The sequence below is a fragment of the Streptomyces sp. NPDC058371 genome (genome assembly GCF_042723265.1).
Taxonomy (GTDB): domain Bacteria; phylum Actinomycetota; class Actinomycetes; order Streptomycetales; family Streptomycetaceae; genus Streptomyces.
In genome coordinates, this window is sequence record NZ_JBHXJC010000013.1 from 159,569 (window position 1) to 185,734 (window position 26,166).

22 protein-coding genes and 1 pseudogene are annotated in these 26,166 nt (G+C 71.6%); 7 read left to right on the plus strand and 16 right to left on the minus strand.

From position 1 onward, the window contains the following. Positions 1-46: 46 nt before the first annotated feature. Positions 47-298 (minus strand): annotated as a pseudogene (locus ACFWM2_RS30870) (ABC transporter permease); the annotation flags it as partial. A gap of 374 nt (positions 299-672) precedes the next feature. Between ACFWM2_RS30870 and ACFWM2_RS30875 the strand changes: the two are divergent. Beyond that, complete coding sequence (locus tag ACFWM2_RS30875) at positions 673-2,208, plus strand: amino acid permease (protein WP_383286771.1); 1,536 nt, start codon at positions 673-675, stop codon at positions 2,206-2,208. 109 nt (positions 2,209-2,317) lie between these two features. Continuing rightward, positions 2,318-3,295: an RluA family pseudouridine synthase gene (locus ACFWM2_RS30880; protein ID WP_383286773.1), complete on the plus strand. Its 978-nt coding sequence runs from the start codon at positions 2,318-2,320 to the stop codon at positions 3,293-3,295. Here ACFWM2_RS30880 and ACFWM2_RS30885 read toward each other — a convergent pair. The 6 genes from ACFWM2_RS30885 to ACFWM2_RS30910 form a co-directional block, all read right to left on the minus strand. Beyond that, positions 3,289-4,767: a cytochrome P450 gene (locus tag ACFWM2_RS30885; RefSeq protein ID WP_383286775.1), complete on the minus strand. Its 1,479-nt coding sequence runs from the start codon at positions 4,765-4,767 to the stop codon at positions 3,289-3,291. The two genes, ACFWM2_RS30880 and ACFWM2_RS30885, sit on opposite strands and share 7 nt — an antisense overlap. A gap of 180 nt (positions 4,768-4,947) precedes the next feature. Beyond that, complete coding sequence (locus ACFWM2_RS30890; protein ID WP_383286777.1) at positions 4,948-5,568, minus strand: ATP/GTP-binding protein; 621 nt, start codon at positions 5,566-5,568, stop codon at positions 4,948-4,950. Then, the gene (locus ACFWM2_RS30895) at positions 5,549-5,962 is read right to left on the minus strand and encodes a DUF742 domain-containing protein (RefSeq protein ID WP_383286779.1); all 414 of its coding nucleotides are present in this window, start codon (positions 5,960-5,962) and stop codon (positions 5,549-5,551) included. Before ACFWM2_RS30895 ends, ACFWM2_RS30890 begins: the two co-directional genes overlap by 20 nt. Next, positions 5,959-6,366 (minus strand): roadblock/LC7 domain-containing protein, encoded by a 408-nt coding sequence (locus ACFWM2_RS30900; RefSeq protein ID WP_383286781.1) that lies wholly within the window; start codon positions 6,364-6,366, stop codon positions 5,959-5,961. Before ACFWM2_RS30900 ends, ACFWM2_RS30895 begins: the two co-directional genes overlap by 4 nt. After that, a complete protein-coding gene (locus ACFWM2_RS30905; RefSeq protein ID WP_383286783.1) occupies positions 6,363-7,946 on the minus strand; it encodes an ATP-binding protein in 1,584 nt (527 codons plus the stop codon). Before ACFWM2_RS30905 ends, ACFWM2_RS30900 begins: the two co-directional genes overlap by 4 nt. 383 nt (positions 7,947-8,329) lie before the next feature. Then, positions 8,330-8,953 carry a TetR/AcrR family transcriptional regulator gene (locus ACFWM2_RS30910; RefSeq protein WP_383286785.1) on the minus strand — a complete coding sequence of 208 codons (624 nt, stop codon included), beginning with the start codon at positions 8,951-8,953 and terminating at the stop codon, positions 8,330-8,332. A gap of 166 nt (positions 8,954-9,119) precedes the next feature. Here ACFWM2_RS30910 and ACFWM2_RS30915 point away from each other — a divergent pair, with 166 nt between their 5' ends. The 5 genes from ACFWM2_RS30915 to ACFWM2_RS30935 all read left to right on the plus strand — a co-directional run bounded on the left by ACFWM2_RS30915 (position 9,120) and on the right by ACFWM2_RS30935 (position 17,355). Continuing rightward, positions 9,120-9,944, plus strand: a complete 825-nt coding sequence (locus tag ACFWM2_RS30915; RefSeq protein ID WP_383286787.1) for an urea amidolyase associated protein UAAP1 — start codon at positions 9,120-9,122, stop codon at positions 9,942-9,944. Then, positions 9,941-10,717 (plus strand): urea amidolyase associated protein UAAP2, encoded by a 777-nt coding sequence (locus tag ACFWM2_RS30920; RefSeq protein ID WP_383286788.1) that lies wholly within the window; start codon positions 9,941-9,943, stop codon positions 10,715-10,717. Before ACFWM2_RS30915 ends, ACFWM2_RS30920 begins: the two co-directional genes overlap by 4 nt. Then, positions 10,714-14,226, plus strand: coding sequence for a 5-oxoprolinase/urea amidolyase family protein (locus tag ACFWM2_RS30925; RefSeq protein WP_383286790.1), 3,513 nt, complete (start codon positions 10,714-10,716; stop codon positions 14,224-14,226). The genes ACFWM2_RS30920 and ACFWM2_RS30925 overlap by 4 nt, the downstream gene beginning before the upstream one ends. A 214-nt stretch (positions 14,227-14,440) precedes the next feature. Next, positions 14,441-16,090, plus strand: a complete 1,650-nt coding sequence (gene atzF / locus ACFWM2_RS30930; RefSeq protein WP_383286792.1) for an allophanate hydrolase — start codon at positions 14,441-14,443, stop codon at positions 16,088-16,090. Between the two features lie 164 nt (positions 16,091-16,254). Continuing rightward, entirely contained in the window at positions 16,255-17,355 is a 1,101-nt protein-coding gene (locus tag ACFWM2_RS30935; RefSeq protein ID WP_383286794.1) for an LLM class flavin-dependent oxidoreductase, read from the plus strand. An 88-nt stretch (positions 17,356-17,443) separates the two neighbouring features. On the opposite strand, the gene ACFWM2_RS30940 is transcribed toward ACFWM2_RS30935, so the two are convergent. From ACFWM2_RS30940 to ACFWM2_RS30980, 9 genes are all read right to left on the minus strand, one after another. After that, positions 17,444-20,302: a DEAD/DEAH box helicase gene (locus ACFWM2_RS30940; RefSeq protein WP_383286796.1), complete on the minus strand. Its 2,859-nt coding sequence runs from the start codon at positions 20,300-20,302 to the stop codon at positions 17,444-17,446. A gap of 71 nt (positions 20,303-20,373) precedes the next feature. Next, positions 20,374-21,264, minus strand: coding sequence for a diacylglycerol kinase (locus tag ACFWM2_RS30945; RefSeq protein WP_383286798.1), 891 nt, complete (start codon positions 21,262-21,264; stop codon positions 20,374-20,376). 30 nt (positions 21,265-21,294) lie between these two features. Continuing rightward, positions 21,295-22,242 carry a twin-arginine translocase subunit TatC gene (gene tatC / locus ACFWM2_RS30950; protein ID WP_383286800.1) on the minus strand — a complete coding sequence of 316 codons (948 nt, stop codon included), beginning with the start codon at positions 22,240-22,242 and terminating at the stop codon, positions 21,295-21,297. Between the two features lie 47 nt (positions 22,243-22,289). Beyond that, complete coding sequence (gene tatA / locus ACFWM2_RS30955) at positions 22,290-22,577, minus strand: Sec-independent protein translocase subunit TatA (protein WP_383286802.1); 288 nt, start codon at positions 22,575-22,577, stop codon at positions 22,290-22,292. A 238-nt stretch (positions 22,578-22,815) separates the two neighbouring features. Then, complete coding sequence (locus ACFWM2_RS30960) at positions 22,816-23,010, minus strand: hypothetical protein (protein ID WP_383286804.1); 195 nt, start codon at positions 23,008-23,010, stop codon at positions 22,816-22,818. Between the two features lie 220 nt (positions 23,011-23,230). Further along, entirely contained in the window at positions 23,231-23,509 is a 279-nt protein-coding gene (locus ACFWM2_RS30965) for a hypothetical protein (RefSeq protein WP_383286805.1), read from the minus strand. Positions 23,510-23,520: 11 nt separating this feature from the next. Further along, entirely contained in the window at positions 23,521-24,603 is a 1,083-nt protein-coding gene (locus ACFWM2_RS30970) for a helix-turn-helix transcriptional regulator (RefSeq protein ID WP_383286807.1), read from the minus strand. A gap of 16 nt (positions 24,604-24,619) precedes the next feature. Beyond that, positions 24,620-25,573: a helix-turn-helix transcriptional regulator gene (locus tag ACFWM2_RS30975; RefSeq protein WP_383286809.1), complete on the minus strand. Its 954-nt coding sequence runs from the start codon at positions 25,571-25,573 to the stop codon at positions 24,620-24,622. 186 nt (positions 25,574-25,759) lie between these two features. After that, positions 25,760-26,131: an FKBP-type peptidyl-prolyl cis-trans isomerase gene (locus ACFWM2_RS30980; RefSeq protein ID WP_383286811.1), complete on the minus strand. Its 372-nt coding sequence runs from the start codon at positions 26,129-26,131 to the stop codon at positions 25,760-25,762. Between the last annotated feature and the right edge of the window lie 35 nt (positions 26,132-26,166).

Here is a 26,166-nt window from a genome sequence, read left to right on the forward strand (position 1 = left end):
GACACGAACGGCGGGAGGCGGCCACCCAGCGGTGGCCGCCTCCCGCGTTCAGCGGGTCACAGCCCGCCCACATGTGGGAGCTCAGGGCGCTCGTCACCACCACTCCGGGGACGAGGTAGTCCGGACATGACGTGGCGCCGAAGCCGCCGAGCTCGACGACCTTCTTGAAGAGGTTGCCGAACAGGAACAACCGGACCACCGGCCGGATCAGCGTGATCAGCAGATACGCGGGCTGCCGCAGGAAGACCATCAGTTGACGCTGGGGCATACACCGGGTCTGGGACAGAGCGGTGCTCATCGGACGCCTCCGGCGAGGGAGAGCTCGGCCGCGGAGCTGATCGCCTCGGCCTCCGCCTCGGCGTGACGACGGCCCGCGGAGGGGAGGAGACGCCGTCGAGCGAGGACGGGCGACGGTCGCGGCGGCGAAACCGACCCGGCCGGCTCCAGTGCCACGAGCAGCGAGCGTCGACACACGCGATGTATCGCGACCCTGACCCCACCGCAAGGGCGTGAGGACTTCGGCCCGCCCGCGACACGGCCGCGTCATGCGGGCGAAACAGCCCCTCCCTAATTTCTGTCACCCGACAGGAATTAGGCGCGCGGCAGCACCGCCGTCGCCCTTCCCGTCGTGCTCCCGTCCCGCCCCCTTCCGCGCCGAAGGCAGGTGCCGCCGTGACCACCACCGCTCCCTCCGACGTACGCCCCGACCCGCCGCGGTCCCCCGGCGACGGCTCGCTGACCGAGTTCGGCTACCGCCAGGAACTGCACCGCAGCCTCGGCCGGTACGCCTCGTTCGCCGCCGGTTTCTCCTTCATCTCCGTGCTGACGACCGTCTTCCAGTTCTTCGCCTTCGGATACGCGTTCGGCGGCCCCGTCTTCTTCTGGACCTGGCCGGCCGTGCTGGTGGGCCAGTTGCTGGTCGCCGCCTGCTTCGCGGAACTGGCTGCGCGCTATCCGATCTCGGGCGCCATCTACCAGTGGTCGTCGAGGCTCTCCAACCCCTCGTTCGGCTGGTTCGCCGGCTGGATCATGGTGATCGGGCAGATCGTGGTGGTCGCGGCGGCGGCGCTCGCCCTGCAGATGGTGCTGCCGGCGATCTGGTCCGGCTTCCAGCTGGTGGGCACCGACCCGACCCCCACCAGCCCCGACGGCGCGGCCAACGCGGCCGTCCTGGGCGTGATCCTGCTGGTCCTGACCACACTGGTGAACATCCTCGACAACCGCGTGATGTCCGTGATCAACCGGGTCGGCGTCACCGCCGAGATCATCGGCGCCGTCCTGATCATCGTGCTCCTGCTGACCCACTCCCAGCGCTCCCCCGGCATCACCTTCCACTCGGGCGCGGGCGGCACCGGCCTCTTCGGGGCGCTGATGGTGGGCTCCTTCATGGCGGCGTACGTGATGATCGGCTTCGACAGCGCCGGGGAGATGAGCGAGGAGACCCGTGATCCGCGGCGCACCGCACCCCGCACGATCCTCACGGCACTCGGCGCGGCGGGCCTGCTCGGGGGACTGATCGTCCTCGGCGGCCTGCTCGCCGCACCGAGCCTCACCAACGGCCGGCTGGGTGTCGACGGTCTGAGCTACGTCCTGACCAGCAGCCTCGGTGACGGCGTCGGCCGGGCGCTGCTCGCCGACGTGGTGGTGGCCATCGCGGTGGCGACCCTGGCGATCCAGACGGCGGCCTGCCGCATGCTCTTCTCGATGGCCCGCGACGGCCGGCTCCCCTTCTCCGGCCGGCTGGCGAAGGTCAATCCGCGCACCGGTGTGCCGAGCGTCCCCGCCCTGGTCGTCGGCGTCCTCGCCGCGGCCCTGCTGCTCCTCGACTTCGCCTCCCCGGACGCCTTTCTGGCCATCGGCACCACCTGCATCGTGATGCTGTACCTCGCCTACGCGATGGTCACCGGGCCCCTGCTGGTCCGCCGGCTGCGCGGGGAGTTCACCGCCGACGGCACCGACGAGACGGGCGCCCCGCTCTTCTCCCTCGGCCGCTGGGGCGTCCCGGTCAACGCGATCGCCCTGCTCTACGGACTCTTCATGACCGTCAACCTCGCCTGGCCCCGCGCCGAGGTGTACGACCCGGCGGGCGGCCACTGGTACTTCCAGTGGTTCACAGTGCTGTTCCTCGGGGCGACGCTCGCCGTGGGTCTGGCCTATCGGGCGTACAAGGTGCGGGCCACGGTGGCGGAAGCCCCGGCGTACGCGTGACGGGCGACGCCTGGGTACAGCCCCGGGCAAGAAGCCGCGGACCGTGTGCGACGGCCGGGGGCGGCACCTTCCGTCCCCGGCGCAGGCGCCGCCTCGTACGCTTGACCAGGTGAGACGCAAGCCACGGATCCCGCCCTCCCCCCTGCCGCAGCGCGACGGGGTGGACCCCGTGCGGATCAGACTGCCGCACGCAGGGAGCTGGGCCACGGTGCGCGAGCACCTGGTGGAGCGGCTCGCGGCGGAGGCCGGGGTCATCGACGGCATGCTCGGCGACGGACTGATCGTCGGGGCGGACGGGCTGCCGGTGCGCTCCGACGCGGTGTACGTGCCGGGGATGTTCGTGTGGTTCCACCGGGAGCCCCCGGACGAGGAACAGGTGCCGTTCCCGCTCGACGTGGTGTACCGCGACGAGCACATCGTCGTCGCCGACAAGCCCCACTTCCTCGCCACCACCCCGCGCGGAAGCCATGTCGTCGAGACCGCTCTGGCGCGCCTGCGGCGGGAGCTGGGCATCCCGACGATCGGGGCCGCGCACCGGCTCGACCGCCTCACGGCCGGCATCGTGCTGTTCACCGTGCGGCCGCAGGAGCGGGGCGCGTACCAGTCCCTGTTCCGTGACAAGCGGATCGGCAAGGAGTACGAGGCGGTCGCTCCCTACGATCCGGAGCTCGCCCTGCCGCGTACCCTCCGCAGTCGCATCCTCAAGGAGCGGGGTGTCATGGCGGCCCGGGAGATCGAGGGCGAGCCGAACGCGGTGAGCCGGGTCGAGCTCCTCGGTCATCGCGGGCGGCTGGGGCGCTACCGGCTGACGCCCAGCACCGGGCAGACCCATCAACTCCGGGTGCACATGAACGCGTTGGGCGTGCCCATCCTCGGCGACCCCCTCTATCCGGTGGTGACCGGCCCCGTGCCGGTCGGCGACTTCCGGTATCCGCTCCAACTGCTGGCGCGGTCACTGGAGTTCACCGATCCGGTCACGGGGCGGGAGCACCGGTTCGTCAGCGGGCGGCTGCTGGAGGCCTGGTCCTCGTACGAGGACTGGGCGGCCCCGGCGCCGTCACCGCCGTACGCCGGACGGGATCAGTAACCACGCCACCAGCGCAGGAAGCGCTGCCAGGCACCGAGCCGGTGGGCGGCTTCCGGCGTCGGCTCGAAGGGCCCCGGGGCGGCGGGCTGCGGGGCGGGTGCCACCGGCTGCGACCGTGGCGGAGCCGTCGAGACCGGTTGGCTCGGCCGGGGCGGCGGCAGCGGGCGGGTGCCGGGCTGCTGCATGACGTCCTGCGGCGGCTTGGGCGCGAACCGTACCGGCAGCTCCACCAGGTGCCGTGAGGAGATCGACGAGGTCCAGCGCAACTCGCGCTCCTCGCAGTCCAGTTCGACGTCCGGCAGGCGCATCAGCAGGGCGTCGACGCCGGTGTCGGCGATGGCACGGCCGATGTCCTGGCCCGGGCACTCGTGGGGGCCGCCGCCGAAGGCGAGGTGCGAGCGGTTGCCCTGCATGTTGGCGGCGAGGTCGGGCCGGACGTGCGGGTCGACGTTGCCCGGGGCGATACCGAGCAGGAGTCCGTCGCCCCGCCGGATGCGCTGACCGCCCAACTCCGTCTCCTGTTTGGCGAAGTAGCCGAAGATCGTGCTGAACGGCGGCTCGTCCCAGAGGGACTGCTCGACCGCCTCCGGCACCGTCATCTGGCCGCCGCTGAGCTGGGCGCGGAAGCGCGGGTCGGTGAGGACCATGCGCAGCACGTTGGCGATGAGGTTCGCCGTGGCCTCGTAGGCGGCGATGAGGACCAGGCGCAGATGCTGCCCGACCTCGTCGTCGGTGAGCCGGGCCGGGTGGTTGACGAGGTGGGTGGTGAAGTCCTCCTCGGGCTTGGCCCGGCGGCGTGCGGTGAGCCGCATCAGGGCGCCCATGACGTACTCGTTGCTGGCGATCGCGGTCTCGGTGCCCTTGAGCATGTCGCGGGCAGCCTGCACCATGCGCTCGTTGTACTCCTCGGGCATGCCGAGGATCTCGCACATCACGGCCATCGGCAGATGCTCGGCGAACTGGCTGACCAGGTCGGCGGTGCCGCGCTCGCAGAACTGGTTGACCAGCCGCTGGGTCGAGCGGTTGATGTGCCGGCGCACGCCGCGGTGGTCGATCGTCGACATGGCCCCGGTGACCGCGCCGCGCAGCCGGAGGTGCTCGTCGCCCTCGGCATGGGAGCAGATGGGCTGCCACATGATGTGCGGCGCCAGCGGGTGGTCGGCGCCTGCCGTGCCGTTCTGGACGGCGGTCCACACACGGCTGTCGCGGGTGTACTGCATGGGCGTGCGCACCATGTGCAGGTTCTCGCCGTGGCCGAGCACCACCCAGATCGGCACGTCGTTGTGCAGCAACGCGGGTGCGACCGCGCCGTGTTCGGCACGGAGTTTCTCGTACAGGTCCCCCAGGTCCTCCGCCTCGGGGCCGTACAGCCGGCGCAGCCCGCCGGGTCCGGTGCCATGGGCGGGGCAGCCCGGCGGCGGACCGAGCGTGGGGTCGTCGGTACCGGTCGGGGTGTGGGATTCAGGCGTCACGATGATCGCTCCGAAGCTGAAGTGGATCAGTTGTCTTGGGAGTGGGGTCGGGTGGTACGGGGGGATCCGGCGGGCGTGAGGGTGGCTCGTACCCGGTGGGATCCCGCCGGCCGCATGGGCGGGTCGCTCACGGCGGACTCCGCCGGGTGCGGTCGGTGCGTACGCGGCAGGCTCTGCCGGCTATGCGGGCCGCGGCGCCATCGCCAGCGAGTGCAGGAAGCGCATCAGGGTCATCAGGACGTCACGGCTGGAGGCCCGGCGCCGCGCGTCGCACTTCACGATCGGGATCTCCTCGGCCAGGTCGAGCGCGGCCCGCAGGTCCTCGATCGGATAGCGGGGCGCGTCCGGGAAGTCGTTCATGGCGACGACGAACGGCACTCCGCGCTCCTCCAGCCGGCCGATCACGTCGAAACTCACTTCCAGCCGGCGGGTGTCGATCAGGACCACCGCGCCGAGGGCGCCCTCGAACAGGCCGTTCCACAGAAACCAGAAGCGCTCCTGGCCCGGGGTGCCGAACAGGTACAGCACCAGCTGTTCCGTGATGCTGATGCGGCCGAAGTCCATGGCGACGGTGGTGGCCGTCTTGGTCTCCGAACCGTAGTTGTCGTCGACTCCGATGCCGGCCTGCGTCATGGTCTCCTCGGTCGTCAGCGGCCTGATCTCGCTGACGGAGCCCACCATGGTCGTCTTGCCGACTCCGAAGCCGCCCACGATCACGACCTTCACGGCGGCCTCGGCCGTGTGCGGCAGATGGTCCTCGGTGCGAGGGCCCGTGATGGTGTCAGAGCTTTTGAAGTCCATGCATCACCGCTTCGAGGAGGGAACGGTCGGGCAGCGCCGAGCGGACGATCGGGGCGCGTGCCTGTACCAGCTCTGCCGCCAGCAGCTCGGTGAGCAGGACGGTCACCACGCTGACCGGCAGACTGAGATAGGCCGAGATCTCGGCCACGGACAGAGGGGCCCTGCAGAGCCGGAGCAGGGCGGACTGCTCCGGATGGGCGGTGGGCGGCACGTCGGCGCGCGCCACGATCAGCGTGACCAGGTCGAGGGGGGCGCGGTCGCCGCCCTCGCCCCCGCCCGTGAGGACGTACAGCCGCTCCGGATTCCTGGGGTCCTTGCCGTCCCCGGAGCTCTCTTGGGGAGGCTCCGGAGGTTCTTCCTTGGGGTAGCGCCGTCGGCGTTGCGGAGGAGTCATACGGTCTGCCCGTTGCGCCGCGGCGGGCTGGTCAGATGGGCGCCGATCCGTACGACGAGGTCACGCATGCGGTTGCTCATCAGCCCGGCGTCGGCCGTCTGGTCGGCGAGCACCGCGAGATAGGCGTTGGCGCCGGCCGACATCAGATAGAAGTAGCCGCCGTTGATCTCGATGATCACCATGCGCATCCGGCCGTCGCTGTCGGGGATCTCCCCGGCGACCGCGCTGGCCAGGCTCTGCAGACCCGCGCAGGCGGCGGCGAGGCGGTCGGCGGCGTCGGGGTCGCCGCCGTAGCGCGCGATCCGCAGTCCGTCGGCGGAGAGCACCACGATCTGCTGGGTGCCCGGGACACCGTCGGCCAGCTCCTTGAGCATCCAGTCGAAGTTTGCTCGCTGCTGGATCACTTGAGGTCCCCCTCGTCGTCGGCCTCGACGCGGGCCGGCTGATTGGTCGTCGTTCCTGCGGCGGCCGGGTCCGGGTCGCCCTTCAGTCCGTTCATGAACGCCTCGACCCACAGCCCGGGTTCGGGCTCCGGGTCCGGCTCGGGCTCCCAGGTCGGCGCGGCGGCCCGGGCCGCCTCCGCCGCGGCCTCCGCGGCCCGGGCCTCGGCGATGCGCTGGCTGAAGGAGACCTTGACCCGGCTGCGGCGCTGCGGCAGGCCGTTGGCGGTCCACTCGGTGACCTCGGGGACGTCGTCCTCCAGGGACGCGTTGAGCGGGGCGGGGACCCGGGGGCCGGTGGTGGGGCGGCGCTTCTTGGGCTTGCGCGCGGGGCCCTCGACACCGCCGGTGTCCATGCGCGGTACGGCGTTGACACCGATGCCGTGGGCGAGCCCGGGGGCCTCGTCGGTGGTGAGCATGGCGCGCGGTACGACGAGGACGGCGCGGACACCGCCGTACGCGGACTGGCGCAGGGAGACCTGCATGTCGAACATCTGCGAGAGCCGGCCCACGACGGCCATGCCGAGCCGGGGGGTCTCGCCGAGGTCGTTCAGGTCGATGCCGGCCTGGGCCTGCCGCAGCAGGTTCTCGGCGCGGTTGCGGGCCTCCTCGCTGAGGCTGACGCCGCCGTCCTCGATCTCGATGGCGATGCCGGTCTGCACCTCCACGGCGGTCACGTGCACCTTGGTCTGCGGGGGCGAGTACCGCGTGGCGTTGTCGAGCAGCTCGGCGCAGGCGTGGATGAGCGGTTCGACGGAGACGCCGTTGACGGCGACCTCGGCGATCGAGTGGAGCTCGATGCGGCGGTACTCCAGGATCCGGGACATCGCGCCGCGCAACACGCTGAACAGCGGTACGGGCTGCGGCCACTGGCGTCCGGGCCGGCCGCCGCCGAGCACCGCGATGGAGTCGGCGAGGCGGCCGATCAGCGCGGTGCCGTGGTCGATGCGCAGCAGGTCGTCGAAGACCTCGGGGTTGCGCCCGTGGTCCTCCTCCATCTCGCGCAGTTCGTTGGCCTGTTGGTGGACGATCGCCTGGACGCGCCGGGCGATGTTGACGAAGGCGCGCTGGGCGGAGTCACGCAGCTGGGTCTCGTGGTCGACGATCCCGAGCACCGTGCGCACCAAGTCGCGCTGCGGCTCGGGGAGTTGACCGTGGACCGGGTCGCCGTCGATGAAGGTGCGCATCACCTCACCTGGGGAGTCCCCGCCGCGCAGCCGGTAGAGCGCGGCCGGCAGGAGTTCGGCGTCGAGGTAGGCGATCTCCTGGTCGTGGGCGGCGATGCGCTCTTCCAGGTAGGCGGACCGCCGTGCGAGGTCGGCGCGCAGGGCGCGGACGACGCGGCCGCGGCGCACCGCTTCGGCCGCGGTCAGGATCACCACGAGCGTGGCCACGGCACCGCACCAGCCGACGGCGATCCGGGCCGGCTCCGTCACCAGGGCGACGGCGGCCCCGGACACCGCGGCCATCGCTATGGCCGGCAGCAACAGCACGCGCGCGTAGGGAAGTTCACGGCCAGCGGGAGGCGATTGAACACTCACCATGTATGCCCTCTGAGACAGATCGACTGGGGGTGGGGGAAGGAATCGGGGGGAACGACAGCGAACCGTCGCGGAGCTGAACTCTCGTGCTGGGGAATGGTCGTGCAGCTTTCTGGACCTTCGGAACCTTTGGGAACAAGCGCACGATTACATCTCAACTCGGTGCGCTGCGGGCGAGCTTAGTCCGACCGGATCATCGCTGTGTCATATTCAGCAAGCACCTGAAATCGCCCGTACGACTGGAGTACTCTCGGCCCCATTTGCACGCTCAGGCTTCATTCGCACACGTTGAGTGACGGCGCACGGGCATACGAAGCACCCTCTCGCGAGGCCGCCCGAACCTCCCCGGGACCGCCCTTCGGGACTTTTCTTCGGGACTGCGGCGTTCAGATGCCGGCGATGCGCAGCGCCGCGTCCGCCGTGGCCTCGGCGAACGCCGACACGGGCCGCTCCGGGTCGGAGCGATGGACGAGGATGACACCTTCGATCAGACCGAAGACCAGATCCGTACGCAGTTCGAGCTCACTCTTGGCGAGCGCGCCGCCCGCCTCGGTCGCGGCGAGCAACTGCCGGTAGGCGTCCTTGAGTTCGGCCCGTACGGCATGGAAGCCGGCGAAGCGCTCGGCGCGCACCTCGGGCAGCAGATACAGCCCGCCGAGGTTGTGCGAGCCGCCGCACAGCAGTTCCACGTCCGTGCGGCACAGCTCCCACAGCCGGCCGGCGGCGGGGGTCGCGTCGTCCGCGAGGAGCTGCCGGGCGAGGGTCAGCGAGGGCGTGACGGTGGACTCCAGGAGCTCGGCGAGCAGCTCCTCCTTGCCGGAGACGTAGTGGTACATGGAGGCCTGCCGCATGCCCGCGCGCTCGGCGACGGCGCGCGTGGTCGTGGCGGCGTAGCCTCGCGTCGTGAACAACTCGGCGGCCGCCGCGAGGAGTTCGTCGCGCGGCGACAGACCGCTGTCCGGCCGCTGTGCGGCACGCGGCCTGCCGACCCGCCGTCCACTGGTCCCCATGTGTTCGATCGTCGCACACCGCGTCGCGAGGTGATCACGGTGAGGGATCGGTAACCGCGCGGCAACCCGCGGGCAACGGCGCCGACCCGCCGGACTCTTAATTTCTGTCGAGCGACAGAAATGACGGAGCGGGGCCGGCCGGGCCCTGCCGAGCCGGAGGTCCGCGATGGCGACAACGACCACGTACGGAGCCCGCGCCCATGCCCGGGCGCAGGAGGGCGCCCGTGCCGAGGCCATGCCCGTCGTACCCGCAGGCACCTGGCCGGACCCGCCCTGCGAGGCGGGCCACCTGGTGTGGGCGGAGACGGTGGCGGGCGGCAACTACACGCACCGGGTACTGGCCCGCGGCACCGAGCTGCGGCTGACCGACCTGAGCGGCGACGCCTGCGCGCACCTCCTGCTCCATGCCGCCGACCGACCGTGGGAACGGCTGAACGTGGCCGACACGGTCAAGGTCCAGTGGAACGCCTACCTGGGCGAGGGACAGCTCCTGCTGTCCGACCAGGGGCGAGTGCTGGCCTCGGTGGTCGCCGACACCTCCGGGCGGCACGACGCACTGTGCGGGACCTCCACGCTCGTACGGAACACGGAGCGGTATGGCGACGGCACCCCCCAGTCCGCCTCCCCCGCCGGGCGCGAGCTGTTCAAGCTGGCCGCCGCGAAGAACGGTCTGGCGCCGCGCGACCTGCCGCCCTCGCTCTCGTTCTTCCAGGCTGTGCAGGTACGCGACGACGGCACCCTCGCCTTCACCGGCTCGGCCGGTCCGGGGGGCAGCGTGACCCTCCGCGCCGAGCAGGACGTCACCGTCCTGCTCGCGAACGTGCCGCATCCCGCCGATCCGCGCCCCGCCTACACCAGCACCGCGCTCGAAGTGCTCGCCTGGCGCGCGGCGGCGACCCGGCCGGGCGACCCCCTGTGGGAGGCGACACCCGAAGGCCGCCGCGCCTTCCTCAACACCGCCGAATTCCTTGCCGCGAGGGGCATCGCATGAACGCCGTGCCGCAGCCGTCCGAGGAGCCGCGCCCGACCCGCGCCGTGGTCCCGGCCCGGGCCGCCTGGTCGGCGGTCCTGCGCACCGGCGAGACCCTCACGATCACCGATCTGCACGGCAACCAGGCGGTCGACTTCCTGGTGTACGACGCCCGGGACACCGCCGTCCGCTACAGCGCGCCCGACACGATCCACGCGCAGGGCGGCATCTTCCTCAGCACGGGCAGTGTGCTCCTGTCGAACGAGCACACCCCGCTGATGACCGTCGTCGGGGACCAGGTCGGCCGGCACGACACCGTCGGCGGCGCCTGTTCCAAGGAGTCGAACACGCTCCGGTACGGCCATCACACCTGGTCCCAGCACGCCTGCGTGGACAACTTCCTCGCCGAGGGCGCCCGGTACGGCCTGGGCAAGCGCGATCTCGTCTCCAACATCAACTGGTACATGAACGTGCCGGTCGAGAAGGACGGCACCCTCGGTATCGTCGACGGCATCTCGGCGCCGGGACTCACGGTCACCCTGCGCGCCGAACGCGAGGTACTCGTGCTCGTCTCCAACTGCCCGCAGATCAACAACCCTTGCAACGGCTTCGAGCCCACGGCGGTCGAGATGACGATCGGCGCGGCGGGCACGGCGGGCACGCCAGGCACCGTGGGCACGGGCACGGCGGACACCCCAGGCACCGCGGACGCGGGCACGGCGGACACCCCAGGCACCGCGGACGCGGTAGGCGCGGTAGGCACCGCAGCCACCGCCGCGGAGGTCGTCGCATGAGCTTCGACACCCTGCTCGTCGCGAACCGGGGCGAGATCGCCGTCCGGATCATCCGGACGGCACGCGAACTCGGCCTGCGTACGGTCGCGGTGTACTCCGACGCCGACCGCTCCGCGCCCCACGTCCGGCTCGCCGACGAGGCGGTCCGGCTGGGACCGGCGGCCGCCAAGGAGTCCTACCTCGACGCCGACCTCGTCCTGAAGGCGGCCAAGGACACCGGCGCCGGCGCGATCCACCCCGGCTACGGATTCCTCTCCGAGGACGCGGTCTTCGCGCGGCGCTGCGAGGACGCCGGGATCGTGTTCGTCGGTCCGACGCCCGGGCAGCTGGAGCTGTTCGGCGCGAAGCACACCGCGCGGGCCGCGGCCGAGGCCGCCCGGGTGCCGCTCCTGCCGGGCACGGGACTGCTCGCCGACCTCGGCGAGGCGCTCGCGGCGGCCGGCCGCATCGGTTATCCCGTGATGCTCAAGGCCACCGGCGGAGGCGGCGGTATCGGCATGTCGGCGTGTCGCTCCGCCGACGAACTGACCGAGGCGTGGGAACGGGTGCAGCGCGTGGCCGCGGCCTCCTTCTCCTCCGCCGGGGTCTTTCTGGAGCGTCTGGTCGAGCGGGCCCGCCATGTCGAGGTGCAGGTCTTCGGCGACGGACAGGGCCGGGTCGTCACCTTCGGCGACCGCGACTGCTCCCTCCAGCGACGCAACCAGAAGGTCCTGGAGGAGGCGCCCGCGCCCGGCCTGCCGCCCGCCCTGCGAGCCCGGTTGGCCTCCTCCGCCCGCGACTTGTGCGCCGGCGTCGGCTACCGCTCCGCCGGCACCGTCGAGTTCGTGTACGACGCCGCACGGGAAGAGGCCTACTTCCTGGAGGTCAACACCCGCCTCCAGGTGGAACATCCGGTCACCGAGGAGATCTACGGCGTCGACCTGGTCGCCTGGATGCTGCGGCTGGCGCGCGGCGAGGCGGATGTCGTACGGGACCCGGGGACGCCCCGCGGCCACGCCGTCGAGGCCCGGGTGTACGCCGAGGACCCCTCGCGCGGACACCGGCCGAGCGCGGGCCTGCTGACGCGGGTCGAGTTCCCCGGCGGCGTCCGGGTGGACGGCTGGGTCGAGACGGGCACCGAGGTGACCACGTCGTACGACCCCATGCTCGCGAAGGTCGTCGCGTACGGCTCCGACCGGGCACACGCGCTGGCGCGGCTGGACGAGGCGCTGGCCCGGACCCGGGTGGACGGCATCGAGACGAACCTGGGCCTGGTCCGGGCGGCCCTCGCCACGGAGTCGTTCCGCCGGGCCGCCCACTCCACGGCGACGCTCGCGGGGATCACGGACCCGACCCCTCGCGTCGAGGTCGTCTCGGGCGGCACCCTGACCACCGTGCAGGACTGGCCGGGCCGCACCGGCTACTGGCAGGTGGGCGTGCCCCCGTGCGGACCGATGGACGACCAGTCCTTCCGGCTGGGCAACCGCGCCCTCGGCAACCCCGAGGGCACGCCCGGCCTGGAGTGCACCCTGCAGGGACCGGGACTGCGTTTCAGCCACGCCACGACCGTGTGCGTCACGGGCGCGCCGGCACCCGTCACCGTGGACGGCACGGCGATCGCCCAGTGGGAACCGGTGACAGTGCCCGCGGGCGCCCTCCTGGAGGTGGGCGCCCCCGCCGAGCACGGGCTGCGGACGTACGTGCTCTTCGCGGGCGGTCTGGACGTGCCGCCGTTCCTGGGCAGCGCGTCCACCTTCACGCTGGGGCGGTTCGGCGGTCACGGGGGCCGGGCACTGCGCACCGGCGACGTGCTGCACGGCGGGTCGGTCACGGACGCCGGAGCGCCGGTGCCCCGCGCGGACCGCCCCGACATCGGCTCGCGCTGGCACATCGGCGCCCTCGAAGGCCCGCACGCCGCACCCGAGTTCTTCACCGAGCAGGACATCCACGACTTCTACGCCGCCGACTGGAAGGTCCACTTCAACTCGGCGCGCACCGGCGTACGGCTGGTCGGTCCCAAACCCCGCTGGGCCCGCACCGACGGCGGAGAGGCGGGCCTGCACCCGTCCAACATCCACGACACGCCGTACTCGGTCGGCGCCGTCGACTACACCGGTGACATGCCGGTACTGCTCGGCCCCGACGGCCCCTCCCTCGGCGGGTTCGTCTGCCCGGCGACGGTGATCTCCGCGGAGCGCTGGAAACTCGGCCAGCTGCGCCCCGGCGACCTCGTGCGCTTCACACCGATCGGCACGGACGGTTCGACGCGGCCCGCGATCGTGGACGGCGGTGTCCTCGCCCGCGACGGCGACGTCACCTTCCGCCGCAGCGGTGACGACAACCTGCTCGTCGAATTCGGCCCCATGCAGCTGGACCTGGCGCTCCGCATGCAGGTGCACGCCCTGATGGAGGCGGTGAGCGAGGCCGGCCTCCACGGTGTCACCGACCTCACCCCGGGCATCCGCTCGCTCCAGATCCGGACGGACCCGCACCGGCTTCCGCAGCGCGAACTCCTCACCGCCGTACGGCAGATCGTGCGGACGCTCCCGCCGAGCGATCAGCTGGTGGTGCCCTCCCGCACGGTGCACCTCCCGCTGTCCTGGGACGACCCGGCCACCCGCGAGGCGATCGCCCGCTACATGGCGGGAGTGCGCGACGACGCACCCTGGTGCCCGTGGAACATCGAGTTCATCCGCCGCGTGAACGGTCTCGATTCCGTCCAGGACGTGTACCGCACGGTCTTCGACGCCGAGTACCTCGTCCTGGGCCTGGGCGACGTCTACTTGGGCGCGCCGGTGGCCACCCCACTGGATCCGCGCCACCGCCTGGTCACCACCAAGTACAACCCGGCACGCACCTGGACCGCCGAGAACTCGGTCGGCATCGGCGGCGCCTACCTCTGCATCTACGGCATGGAGGGCCCGGGCGGCTACCAGTTCGTGGGCCGTACGACCCAGGTGTGGTCGGGCTGGCAGCAGCGGGGCGCCTTCGAGCCGGGCTCCCCCTGGCTGCTGCGCTTCTTCGACCGCATCAAGTGGTACCCGGTGGAACCGGAGGAGCTGCTGCGGCTGCGGGCCGACATCACCTCGGGTCGTTTCGTGCCGCGCATCGAGGACGGCGTGTTCTCGCTGGCCGAGTACCAGGCCTTCCTGGCCGGGAACGCCGACTCGATCGCGGAGTTCCGAGCCCGGCAGGGTGCGGCCTTCTCGGCGGAACGGGACGCCTGGGAGGCGGCGGGCGAGTTCACCCGGGCCGAGGCGGCGACCGCCCCGGCGGCTGCGCCGGCCGAGGTGACCGTCCCGCCGGGCGGCCGGCTGATCGAGGCCGAATTCGCCGCTTCCGTATGGCAGTTGAACGTACGTCCGGGCGACCGGGTGACGGCCGGCCAGCCCCTCCTCGCCCTGGAGGCCATGAAAATGGAGTCCAGGGTGCCGGCTCCGATGGACGGCCTGGTCACCGAGATACTCGCCAAGCCGGGCGACCAGGTGGAGGCAGGTACGGCGCTGATGGTCCTGGCTCCCGCACCATGAGAATCGGACCGGACCCGAACGGACCGAATGGTCCGGTCCGGTGGCACGGCTGAACCACTGGCAGCGGGCCGCGCCCACTGACGTACGGGGCTGCGGTGCGCGCGCCGGAGCCCGACGCCGGGCGGGTCCCCGATGCCGGCCCGGCCGGTGGGTCACCTGCCGCCATCCACCGACCCGCACCCGCAGACCCGCCCCCGCACAAGGAGCACCTCCGATGTCCACTCTGACCCGGGTACGCAGGGCCTACGCCCGCATCGGGACCGTCGACCGCCCCGAGATCTGGATCGACCTGCGCCCCCAGGCGGAGGTCGAGGCGGAGGCCCGGACGATCGACGCCCGGACGGCCGCGGGCGAGCACCTCCCCCTCGCCGGAAAGCTGTTCGCCGCGAAGGGCAACATCGACGTGGCCGGCCTCCCGACCACCGCGGGCTGCCCGTCGTACGCCGGCACACCGGACGCGGACGCCCCCGTCGTCGCCCGGCTCCGCGCGGCCGGTGCGCTCGTGCTCGGCACCACGAACCTGGACCAGTTCGCCACCGGCCTGGTCGGCACCCGCTCGCCCTACGGCGCGGTCCGCAACGCCCTCGACCCGGCCAGGATCAGCGGAGGTTCCAGCTCGGGCTCGGCCGTCGCGGTGGCACTCGGCATCGTCGACCTCGCGCTCGGCACGGACACCGCCGGCTCCGGCCGGATCCCCGCCGCGTTCAACGGCATCGTCGGTCTGAAGCCCACCCGCGGTCTCGTCCCGACGGCCGGCGTCGTCCCGGCCTGCGCCTCCCTCGACTGTGTGACCGTCTTCGCCCGGACCCTCCCGGAGGCCGAGCAGGCACTCGCCCACCTGACCTCCCCGCCCGGGCGCGACCTCCCGGTCCTGCCCCAGCGCACCCCGGGGCCGTGGCGCGTAGCCGTCCCGCCGCCGGAACAGCTCGGCGAACTGGACGAGGGATGGGCGGCGGCCTACGCGGCAGCGGCCGGACAACTGGCCTCCGAGGGTGCGGAGTTGCGCACGATCGACCTCACGCCGTTCACCGAGGCGGCCGCGATGCTCTACGAAGGGGCGTTCGTCGCCGAGCGCTACACCGCGGTGGGGAGTTTCATCGACAAGTCGATCGCGGAAGGCGGTGCGGATCTCGACCCCACCGTCGCCGGCATCATCACCCGCGCCCGGGACATCCCGGCGCACCGGCTCTACGCCGACCAGGACCGGCTGGCCACCCTGCGCGCCCGGGCGCAGGACGAACTCGGCGACGCGGACGCGCTGTTGCTGCCCACCGCACCCGGCCATCCCACCCTCGCCGAGGTGGCCGCCGACCCGCTGGGCAGCAACGCCCGCCTCGGCCGCTTCACCAACTCCACGAACCTCTTCGACCTGGCGGCCGTCGCCGTCCCCGCCGGCGAGGTGGCCGGACTGCCCTTCGGGGTGATGCTGATCGGCCCCGCCTTCACCGACGAGCGGCTGGCCCGGATCGCCCGGCTCCTCGAACCGCGGCTGCGGGTCGCGGTGGTCGGCGCGCACCTCTCCGGTCAGCCGCTCAACCCCCAGCTGCTCTCCCTGGGCGCCGAGTGGGAACGTACGACCACAACAGCCCCCCGCTACCGCCTGCACGCTCTGCGGACCACCCCGCCCAAGCCGGGACTGGTGCACGTGGGCGAGGGCGGCGCCGCCATCGAGGCCGAGGTCTGGACGCTGCCCGCCGAGGGGCTGGGCCGACTGCTGGCCGCACTCCCCCGCCCGATGGCGCTCGGGCAGGTCGAACTCGCCGACGGCGGTCACGTGCCGGGCTTCCTGTGCGAGCCCGAGGCGCTCGTGGATGCGGCCGACATCACGGCGTACGGGGGCTGGCGGGCGTATCTGAACCGTTGACGCGCGACACGCCCGCCTGTTCAACTGAGCCCATGCGACCTCGGCTGCTGCTGGTCACCCGCGACCACATCGACTTCTGTCGAGTGTGTTCCGCGGCGTGTTGCCGCTGATTCCCCGCCCCAGCAGCAGTTCATCCGCACGCCACGAAACGAGGCCGCTTCACCATGCCCGTCGAGTTCCTCGGCATTGCCGCAACCAACGAAGGCTCCGAAGTCACCGCACGCTCCGGCGTCTCCTTCGACAAGGACTACACACTCCGGCTCGCCCGCGCCCATGAGGAGTACGGCTGGGACCGGGTGCTGTTCGCGTACGGCTCCGGCTCGCCCGACCCGTCCCCGGCCGCCGCCTACATCGCGGCCCGCACGGAGAAGCTGCAGATCCTGGTCGCCCACCGGCCGAACGTCTCGTATCCGACCTTCGCGGCGAAGACCTTCGCGACGCTGGACCGGATCAGCGACGGCCGGCTCGCCGTGCACTTCATCACCGGCGGCAACGACCACGAGCAGCAGCGCGAGGGCGACTTCCTCACCAAGGACGAGCGCTACGCCCGTACCCGCGAGGCCATCCAGATCATCAAGAAGGCCTGGACGTCGCACGAGCCCTTCGACCACGAGGGCACGTACTACCGCTTCAACGACTTCGTGAGCGACACCTTCCCCGTCCAGCAGCCGCATCCGCAGGTCTCGTTCGGCGGTTCGTCCCCGGCCGCGTACGAGGCCGGCGGCGCCGAGGCCGACATCTACTGCCTGTGGGGCGAGCCGCTGGCCCAGACGGCCGAGCAGATCGAGTCGGTGAAAGCCGCGGCGAAAGCGGCGGGCCGCACGACGGTGCCGAAGATCCAGGTCGCCTTCCGGCCGATCATCGCCCCGACCGAGGAACTGGCCTGGGAGAAGGCCCACGACACCCTGGCCCGGATCAAGGCCCGCAAGTCCGGCGCTCCGCTCAGCCGCCGCCACCCCCTGAAGAACCCGGAGAACTCGGGCTCGCAGCGGCTGCTCGCGGTGGCCTCCCGGGGCGAACGGCACGACCGCGCCCTGTGGACGCCGACCGCGGCCGAGACGGGCGGTGCCGGCAACTCCACGGCCCTGGTCGGCACCCCGGAGACGGTGGCCCAGGCGCTGCTCGACTACTACGACCTCGGCGTCGACATCCTCTCGGCCCGCGGCTACGACCTCCTGGACGACGCCATCGACTTCGGCCGGCACGTGATCCCGATCGTCCGCGAGGAAGTGGCGAAGCGGGACGCGGCGCGAGCGGCGGCGTAGCACGCGCGGCGTCGCGGTCGGGGCGCCTTGTGAACGACTGCGCCGCCTCCCGGTCCGGGAGGCGGCGCAGCGCGGAACACCGGTCGGCTCAGCCCACCGACGAGTAGGCCACGACCCCGCGCAGCAAACCGTCGACCGCCTTGCGCGCGTTCTTCGCGACCGTCGACGTCGTGCCCGAGACGGGCGCGGCGGCCGAGATCTGGCCCAGCACGTCGATGACCTGCTTGCACCAGCGCACAAAGTCACCGGCCGGCATCTCCGCCTCGCGCAGCACCTCGTCGAGGCCCTTGCCGGACGCCCACTCGTACGCCGCCCAGGCAAACCCGAGGTCGGGCTCACGCTGGCCGACGCCCTCGGTCTGGTTGATCCGGAAGTCCTCCTCCAGGGCATCGAGACGGCCCCAGATGCGGACCATCTCACCGAGCGCGGCCTTGGCCTTGCCGGACGGCACCTTGGGCGCCATGGCGTCGTCGGCGACCCGGGACTCGTACACCAACGCCGAGACGCAGGCGGCCAGTTCGGCCGGGCTGAGCCCTTCCCAGACACCGGCGCGCAGGCACTCGCTGGCCAGCAGGTCGAGCTCGCCGTAGAGCCGGGCCAGGCGCTTGCCGTGTTCGGTGACCTCGTTGCCGCGGAGGTAGTCCAGCTCGGTCAGGAGCGCGACGATGCGGTCGAAGGTGCGGGCGATGGTGTTCGTCCGGCCCTCGATACGACGCTCCAGCTGCGAGGTGTCGCGCATCAGCCGGTGATAGCGCTCGGCCCAACGGGCGTGGTCCTCGCGGTCCGTGCACCCGTGGCAGGGGTGGGCCCGGATCTCGGTGCGCAGCCGGGCGATCTCACGGTCGTCGGCCGCTTCGGAGCGGCGCTTGCGGTGCCGGTCGGCGACGATGTGCCCGGCCTTGGTGCGCAGGGCGGAGGCGAGATCGCGACGGGACTGCGGCGAGCGCGCGTTGAAGGACTTCGGGATCCGCATCCGCTCCAGCGCCTCGACGGGCACCGGGAAGTCCATCGACGCCAGCCGCTTGACCTGGCGCTCTGCGGTGAGCACCAGCGGGCGGGGCCCGTCGACGTGCTCGAAGCCGCGGTGGCCGTTCGACCGCCCGGCGGGCAGGCCGGGGTCCAGCACCAGCGCGAGTCCCGCGTACTTGCCCGTGGGGACCTGGATCACATCGCCGGGCTTCAGCTTCTCCAGGGCGACGGCCGCCTCCGCGCGACGCTGCGCCGCGCCCTGCTTGGCGATCTCGGTCTCGCGGTCCTTGAGGTCGCGGCGCAGCCGCATGTACTCCTCGAAGTCGCCCAGGTGGCAGGTCATGGAGGACTTGTAGCCCTCGAGACCCTCTTCGTTGCGCTGCACCTGCCGGGAGATCCCGACGACCGACTTGTCGGCCTGGAACTGCGCGAACGACGTCTCGAGCAGCTCGCGCGAGCGATGCCGCCCGAACTGGTCCACCAGGTTCACCGCCATGTTGTACGACGGCTTGAAGCTGGAGCGCAGCGGATAGGTGCGGGTGCCGGCGAGTCCCGCCAGGTGCTCGGGACTGATGCCGCGCTGCCACAGCACGACCGCGTGACCCTCGACATCGATGCCACGGCGGCCCGCGCGTCCGGTGAGCTGGGTGTACTCGCCGGGGGTGATGTCGGCGTGCTGCTCCCCGTTCCACTTGACGAGCTTCTCCAACACCACCGAGCGGGCAGGCATGTTGATGCCGAGCGCGAGGGTCTCCGTCGCGAAGACGGCCTTCACCAGTCCGCGTACGAACAGCTCCTCGACGACCTCCTTGAACGTCGGCAGCATGCCCGCGTGGTGGGCCGCGATACCGCGCTCCAGGCCCTCCAGGAACTCGTAGTAACCCAGGACGTGCAGGTCCTCGGTGGGGATGGACGCGGTGCGCTCCTCGACGAGCTCGCGCACCCTGGCCCGCGCCGCGTCGTCGTTCAGCCGCAGGCCCGCGTACATGCACTGCTGGACGGCGGCCTCGCAGGCCGCGCGGCTGAAGATGAACGTGATGGCGGGCAGCAGCCCCCCGGCGTCGAGCCGCTCGATGACCTCGGGCCGGCTCGGCGTCCACACGCGGGAGCGCTGTCTGCGATCCCGCTCGCGGTCGGCATCGCGCATCGCGCGGCCGCGTTTGCGGTCCTGGTAGGACGGGCGGCTCGCCTCCATGCGCGCCAGGCGCGTGAGGTCGGGGTTGACGGCCTTCTTCTGGCCCTCGCCCTCCTCGAAGAGGTCGTACATCCGGCGCCCGGCGAGCACGTGCTGGAACAGCGGCACGGGCCGGTGCTCGGAGACGATCACCTGGGTGTCGCCGCGCACGGTGTCCAGCCAGTCGCCGAACTCCTCCGCGTTCGACACGGTGGCCGACAGCGAGACCAGGGTCACCGACTCGGGGAGGTGGATGATCACTTCCTCCCAGACGGCGCCGCGGAAGCGGTCGGAGAGGTAGTGCACCTCGTCCATGACGACATAGCCGAGACCGCGCAGGGTCTGTGAGCCCGCGTACAGCATGTTGCGCAGCACCTCGGTGGTCATCACGACCACCGGGGCGTCGGAGTTGACGCTGTTGTCGCCGGTGAGCAGGCCGACCTTGTCCGCGCCGTATCTGCGGGCGAGGTCGGCGTACTTCTGGTTGGAGAGTGCCTTGATGGGTGTGGTGTAGAAGCACTTCTTGCCCTGCTGGAGGGCGAGGTGGACGGCGAACTCGCCGACGATCGTCTTGCCCGAGCCGGTGGGCGCGGCCACGAGCACACCCTTGCCCGCCTCGAGCGCCCGGCAGGCCTCGATCTGGAAGGGGTCGAGGCCGAAGTCGTACATCTCGCGGAAGGACGCGAGCGCGGTGGCCTGCTCGACAGCGCGTTGCCGCGCCGCCGCGTACCGCTCGGCCGGTGAGAGGTCCTCTGTCATCGTGCATTCGAGACTACCGGGAGCCACTGACAACAGGACGATCAATATCGGGATCCCTTCCCGCCCGGCACCGCGCGAGGGTCACCGCCCGGCCTCCCGTGCAGGATCCGCGCAGCTCAGGGCCCCGCGACCCGGACCGCTCCGGACACGCACTCCGCCGCCAGCGGCAGGGGGCCCAGCGGCTCCCCGTCCGCGTATCCCGTGATGCCCTCGGCCGCGAGTTCGACCTTGGCCGCCCGGTACACGGTGACCTGGGGATGGTCGAGATGGGTGCCCTTGTACACCCGTGGGAAGACCTTGAGCAGGGTCGTACGGCTGCAGGCCCCGACCACCGTGACATCGAAGAGCCCGTCGCCCAGGTCCGCGCCGGCACAGATCTTCATGCCGCCGCCGTACGACGATCCGTTCCCGACCGCCACGAGCGTCGCCTCGATCTCCCGGACGTCACCGTCGTCCAGCGTGATCCGGTAGGGGAAGGGCTTGAAGGCGGCCAGCTCGACGAGCATCGCCAGGTCGTACTTGAAGCGCCCCGTCGGCCACCGCATCCGGTTGCCGCGGTCGTTGACGCGGGAGTCGAAGCCGGAGGCGAGGACGGTGCCGAACCAGGTGCCGCCCACCCGTCCCAGGTCCACCTCGCGCAGCCGCGCTTCCTTGAGGGCCCCGGCGATCAGCCGTCCCGCGGCCGCCGGGTCGCGCACCGGGAGTCCCAGGGCGCGGGCGAAGTCGTTCCCCGTGCCGACGGCGACCAGGCCCAGCGGCGTACGGGTCCCGGCGACGGCCTGCAGGGCGAGGTTCGCCATGCCGTCGCCGCCGACGGCGATCAGGGCACCGGTGCCGTCCGCGACGGCGGCCCGCGCGCGGATCAGCGCGTCCTCGGCGTTCTCCCCGAGAACCGTCCGCACGGAGAAGCCCGCCGCCCGCAGAGCCGAAGCGGCCGGCTGCGCCGCGTGGGCGCCCCGGCCGCGGCCCGCGGTGGGGTTGACGAAGAGGGTGATCTCGCTGGTCACGGCCCGACCTTACGAGGTCACCGGGCTTCGTCAGGTCACGTCGTCATAACCGTTGACCCGGTCCGAGCCCGCCTGTTCCGGCAGCGCCCGGCCGGCCGGCACGGCCTCGACCTCGCCGATGTCCTCGGGGGTGAGGTCCAGTTCGGAGGCCTCGTCGTCGTCCGGCCCCGCGGCGTCACGCAGACGCTTGCGGCGGTCGTTGAGGAGCGAGAAGGCGACCGCGGCGAAGTACAGGACCCAGATCGGTCCGGCCAGGGCCAGCATGGTCAGCGGGTCCGTGCTGGGCGTGGCGACGGCGGCGAAGACCGTGATGCCCATGATCATGCCGCGCCACCAGCCGACCATGCGCTTGCCGGTGATCGCCCCGGTGAGGTTGAGGAAGACCAGCAGCAGGGGCAGCTCGAACGAGAGGCCGAAGACCAGCACCATGCGCGTGACGAGGTCGAGCAGATCGTCCAGCGGCAGCAGGTTCGACGCGCCGTCCGGTGTGAAGTCGAGCAGCACCTTCGCCGTGGTCGGCAGCACCGTGTAGGCGAAGTAGGCGCCGCCCAGGAAGAGCGGGACACCCGTGCCGACGAACGCGTAGGCGTACTTCTTCTCGTGCCGGTGCAGGCCGGGGGCGACGAAGCCCCACAGCTGGAAGAGCCAGACCGGCGAGGCCAGGACGACACCTGCCATCAGCGACACCTTCAGCGCCAGCGTGAAGGGGGTGAGCAGTCCGTTGATGGTGATCTGCGCACACGGCTTGCCCGACGACACCTTCGCCAGTTGCTCGAAGCTCTTGTCGCAGCCGACCGAGTCGAGGATCGGCCGGGTGATGAGATTGACGATGTCGTTGTAGAAGAAGGCGGCGACGATCGTGACGGCGATGATGGCCAGCATCGCCTTCGCGAGCCGGTTGCGGAGCTCACGAAGGTGTTCCGCGAGGGGCATCCGTCCCTCGGGATCCTTCTCCTTGTTGCGGGCAGACTTGGGCAACCCACGTTCCCATCTCGTGCGGCGGGCCGGCAGTCACCGGCCCTGCGTCAGCGCTTGGTCGTGTCCGTCGGCTCGGCGACCGGGCGCGAGCTGGTCACGTCTCCGGGCGCGGCCTGGATGGTGCGCTGCGACGGGGGCTGCTCGTCGGTGTTCGGCGGGCCCGCGGGGGTCGTGGTGTCCTGACCCTCCGACTTCATGGCCTTGGCCTCGCTCTTGAGGATGCGGGCGGACTTGCCGAGCGAGCGCGCCATGTCCGGAAGCTTCTTCGCGCCGAACAGCAGGATGATGACGACGAGGATGAGAATGATCTCGGGAGCTCCGAGCCTTCCGAACATAATTCTTTACCTTCTCACCGAGGCGACTGTGTGGGGTGCTGTCCGATGGGTCGGACATACGTCCGACCACCATGCTGACAGCGATCGTAACGCTCAGGGGTAAACGCGGGGCAATCCCTGTGCGTACTCCCAGTTTGCGACCCGGGCCTCGTTCTCCGAGCCGCGATCAGCAGCGTACCTGCCGTTGCCAGGAAGTTGACAGGGCGAAAGCGACGCGAAGCGCAAACCGCCCACCGCATCACAGAGCATCCACGGAGCGCGCCGTGGTCACGGCGGCACGCTCCAGATCCTCGGCGGCACGGTTGATGCGCTGCGCGGAGTCGGCGACCTGTCTGCCGAGACGCTGCGCTTCCAGGAAGACACGGACGGCGAGCACGCCGAGGACGGCGATTCCCAGGAACCCCGCGGCAATCGCGAGCATCGGCCACAACATGGCGACGACCCTAGCGCCTGGCCCCGACCGCCCAGGGCCTGTCCGACGGATCGTGCGGTAGGTCGCGGGGTGTGGCACGCACATCCGCCGCGTTGTCGTCGGTCGTCATGGCTCCGCCATGACTCCCTCCTCCGCCTTGCAGCTGCACGCACCACACCCCGCTCAACCCAGTCTTTCGGGGCACCGTGGGGACCGAACCGCAAGATCCGCCGAACAGACCCTAGGCCTCGGCGTGCAGACGCAGCGCCCGCACCCCGCCGCCGGTGAGCAGCTCGACGATGCGCTCTCCCGCGGGCTTGCGTACGGAGGCCGCGCACTCGGGGCAGGTGAAGGAGTAGAAGGTGGTGCGGCTGGAGGCGCCGACGACCAGCCGCAGGGCGCCGGCGGAGAGCTCGAAGGCGGACCGGCAGTCGGGGCAGGCGGCTCTGAACATCACCGGGGCCACTATGGTCATCCCCGCGAACGCGGATGCCACCGACATTTCACGCGAACCAGACATCGCCGACGTGCTCAAAGCCCTTGCTCCTGCCTGTCGTACAGCCCGTCCTGAACTCCGTGCGGCCCGGCGGGGCCGTCGTCCCCGAGGCCCTCGGCGGGCCCTCCGCGCGCGGGGGGTCCGTCGTACGCCGTGAGCGCCGCACGGGCCGCCCGGCGGGCGCTGTCCGCGAGGTCCTGCGGCGACACGATCCGGCCGTCGCGCCCGAGGCGCAGCGCGAGCCGGCGCAGCGAGGCCGGGTCGGGTGCGCGCAGGGTGATCCGCAGTCCGCCGTCGGGCAGCTCCTCGGCGCTGTCGTGCGGGTAGTACTCGGCGACCCAGCGCCCGCCGGGGCCGACTTCCACGACCACCTCGGGATCCTCGGCCGCCGGCTGGACGAGCCCCTCGGAGAGGTCCCGCAGTTCGATCTCCGGCGGCGCGGACGGTTCGTCCAGGATGCGGATCTCGGCGACCCGGTCGAGCCGGAAGGTGCGGCGCGCCTCGGAGCGGCGGCACCACGCCTCCACATAGGTGTGACCGACGCTGACCAGGCGGATCGGGTCGATCTCCCGCTCGGAGAGCTCGTCGCGCGCGGGCGAGTAGTAGCGGATCCACAGCCGGCGCCGTTCGGAGATCGCCCGGTCGACGTCCGCGAAGACACCCCCCTCGGACTCGAAGGTGACCGACAGCCGGGCACTGGCGCCCGCGGCCTCGCCCGCCGCGGCCTCCACCTTGGCGGTGGCCCGCAGCAGGGCCTGCCGGTCCCCCTCGCGCAGTCCGGGCAGCGTGGAGACCGCGCGGGCGGCCACCAGCAGCGCGGTCGCCTCGTCGGCTGCCAGACGCAGCGGCTCGGCCGCCTCCGCCCCGAGGGCGGCCGGGTTGTGCCACCAGATGCGGTCGCCGTCGGTGTCGATGTCGAGGAGATCGCCCCCACGGAAGCTGGTCCCGCACAGCGGCAGCACATCGAGGTCGGAGATCAGCTCGTCCTCGCTGATCCCGAAGGCGCGGGCGACGTCGCTGACGCGCGCGCCGGGGCGTTCGCGCAGATACGTCACCAGGGACAGCATCCGTCTGGTCTGGTCGATCGCGTTCGCCGGCCTGGCCGGTTTGCCTGCCACGTTCTGTACGTCCCCCTCAGCCCTTGGCCACGGCGCGCAGCCGGTCCACTACATCGGCTCGCAGCTCGGCCGGCTCCAGGACCACCACGTCCGGTCCGAACTCCACCAGCCAGGCGTCCAGCCCATGCCCGTACGGAATCTCCAACTCGTCCCAGCCGTCGCCCAGTTCCCGTACGGAGGCGGCCTTGGCGCGCAGCGGGTAGCCGGACCCGGCGCGCAGCCGGATCCGGGCGGAGCGGTCGGCGTTCTCCCCCGCCCAGCTCGCGACCGTCTCCCGGACCGTGACGACGTCCGGAACCTCGGTGGTGAACTTCCCGGCGCGGGTGCGGACCTTGCCGGTGATGCGCGAGAGCCGGAAGACGCGCTCGGCACTGCGGTCACGGTCCCAGCCCGCGAGATACCAGTGACCGCGCCAGCACTCCAGAGCCCAGGGCTCGACGGTGCGCGGCTCGGGGCGGGCCGCCGTCGCCTTGCGGTAGTCGAAGGCGACCGGGCGGCGGTCGCGGCAGGCGAGCATCAGCGGTTCGAACGCCGCCTCGTGCACCGGAATGTGCGGCTCCAGCGCGCCATGGACCTCGTACGGGTCGACGTCCTCGGGCAGGCCCGCGGCGCGCAGCTTCTGCAGGGCGCCGCTCGCCGCGCCCGCGAGCCGGGCCTGCTGCCAGACCTTGGCGAGCAGACCGAGGGCGGCCGCTTCCTCGGCGTCGAGCGTGATGGCCGGCAACCGGTTGCTGTCGCGGCGGGCGAGATAGCCGACCTCGCCGTCCAGGTTCTCCACGGTCTCGATGACCAGTCCGAGCTCGCGCAGATCGTCCTTGTCGCGCTCGAACATCCTGTTGAAGGAGTCGTCGGAGCCGGCTTCCAGATAGGCCTCGATGGACTCGCGCAGCTCACGCTTGCTGAGCGGCCGCCGGGTCCCCAGCAGACACAGCGCCAGGTTCATCAGCCGCTCGGCCTTGGCAATGGCCATCGACGCCCTTTCCTATGATGCTTCCGACCGATGACCGTACCGCTCCGGAGTGGCGCGGCAAAAGCCGAGGGCCCATGCCCGGGCAGGCATGGGCCCCAGATGATCGGGTCCGGTCAGACCCTGATCACACGGCGTATGAAGATCGGACAGCGGTCCGATCCGCACGATGCTCGGACCGAGTCCGGATCAGACGGCGACCAGGTCGCAGACGAAGATCAGCGTCTCGCCCGGGGCGATCCGGGCACCGGCGCCGCGGTCTCCGTACGCGAGGTGCGCCGGGATCGTCAGCTGGCGGCGGCCGCCGACCTTCATGCCCTGCACGCCCTGGTCCCAGCCGGAGATGACCTGGCCGACACCGAGCTGGAACTCGAGCGGGTTGCCGCGGTTCCAGGAGGCGTCGAACTCCTCGCCGGTGGAGAAGGCCACACCCACGTAGTGGACCTTGACGAAGTCCCCGGCCTTGGCGACCGGGCCGTCGCCCTCCCAGATGTCCTTGATCTCGAGGTCCGCCGGGGGCTCGCCACCCGGGAAGTCGATCTCGGGCTTCTCGATGCTCACTTCATTACTCCTTGTTGCAACGTCTGCGTCCCGGA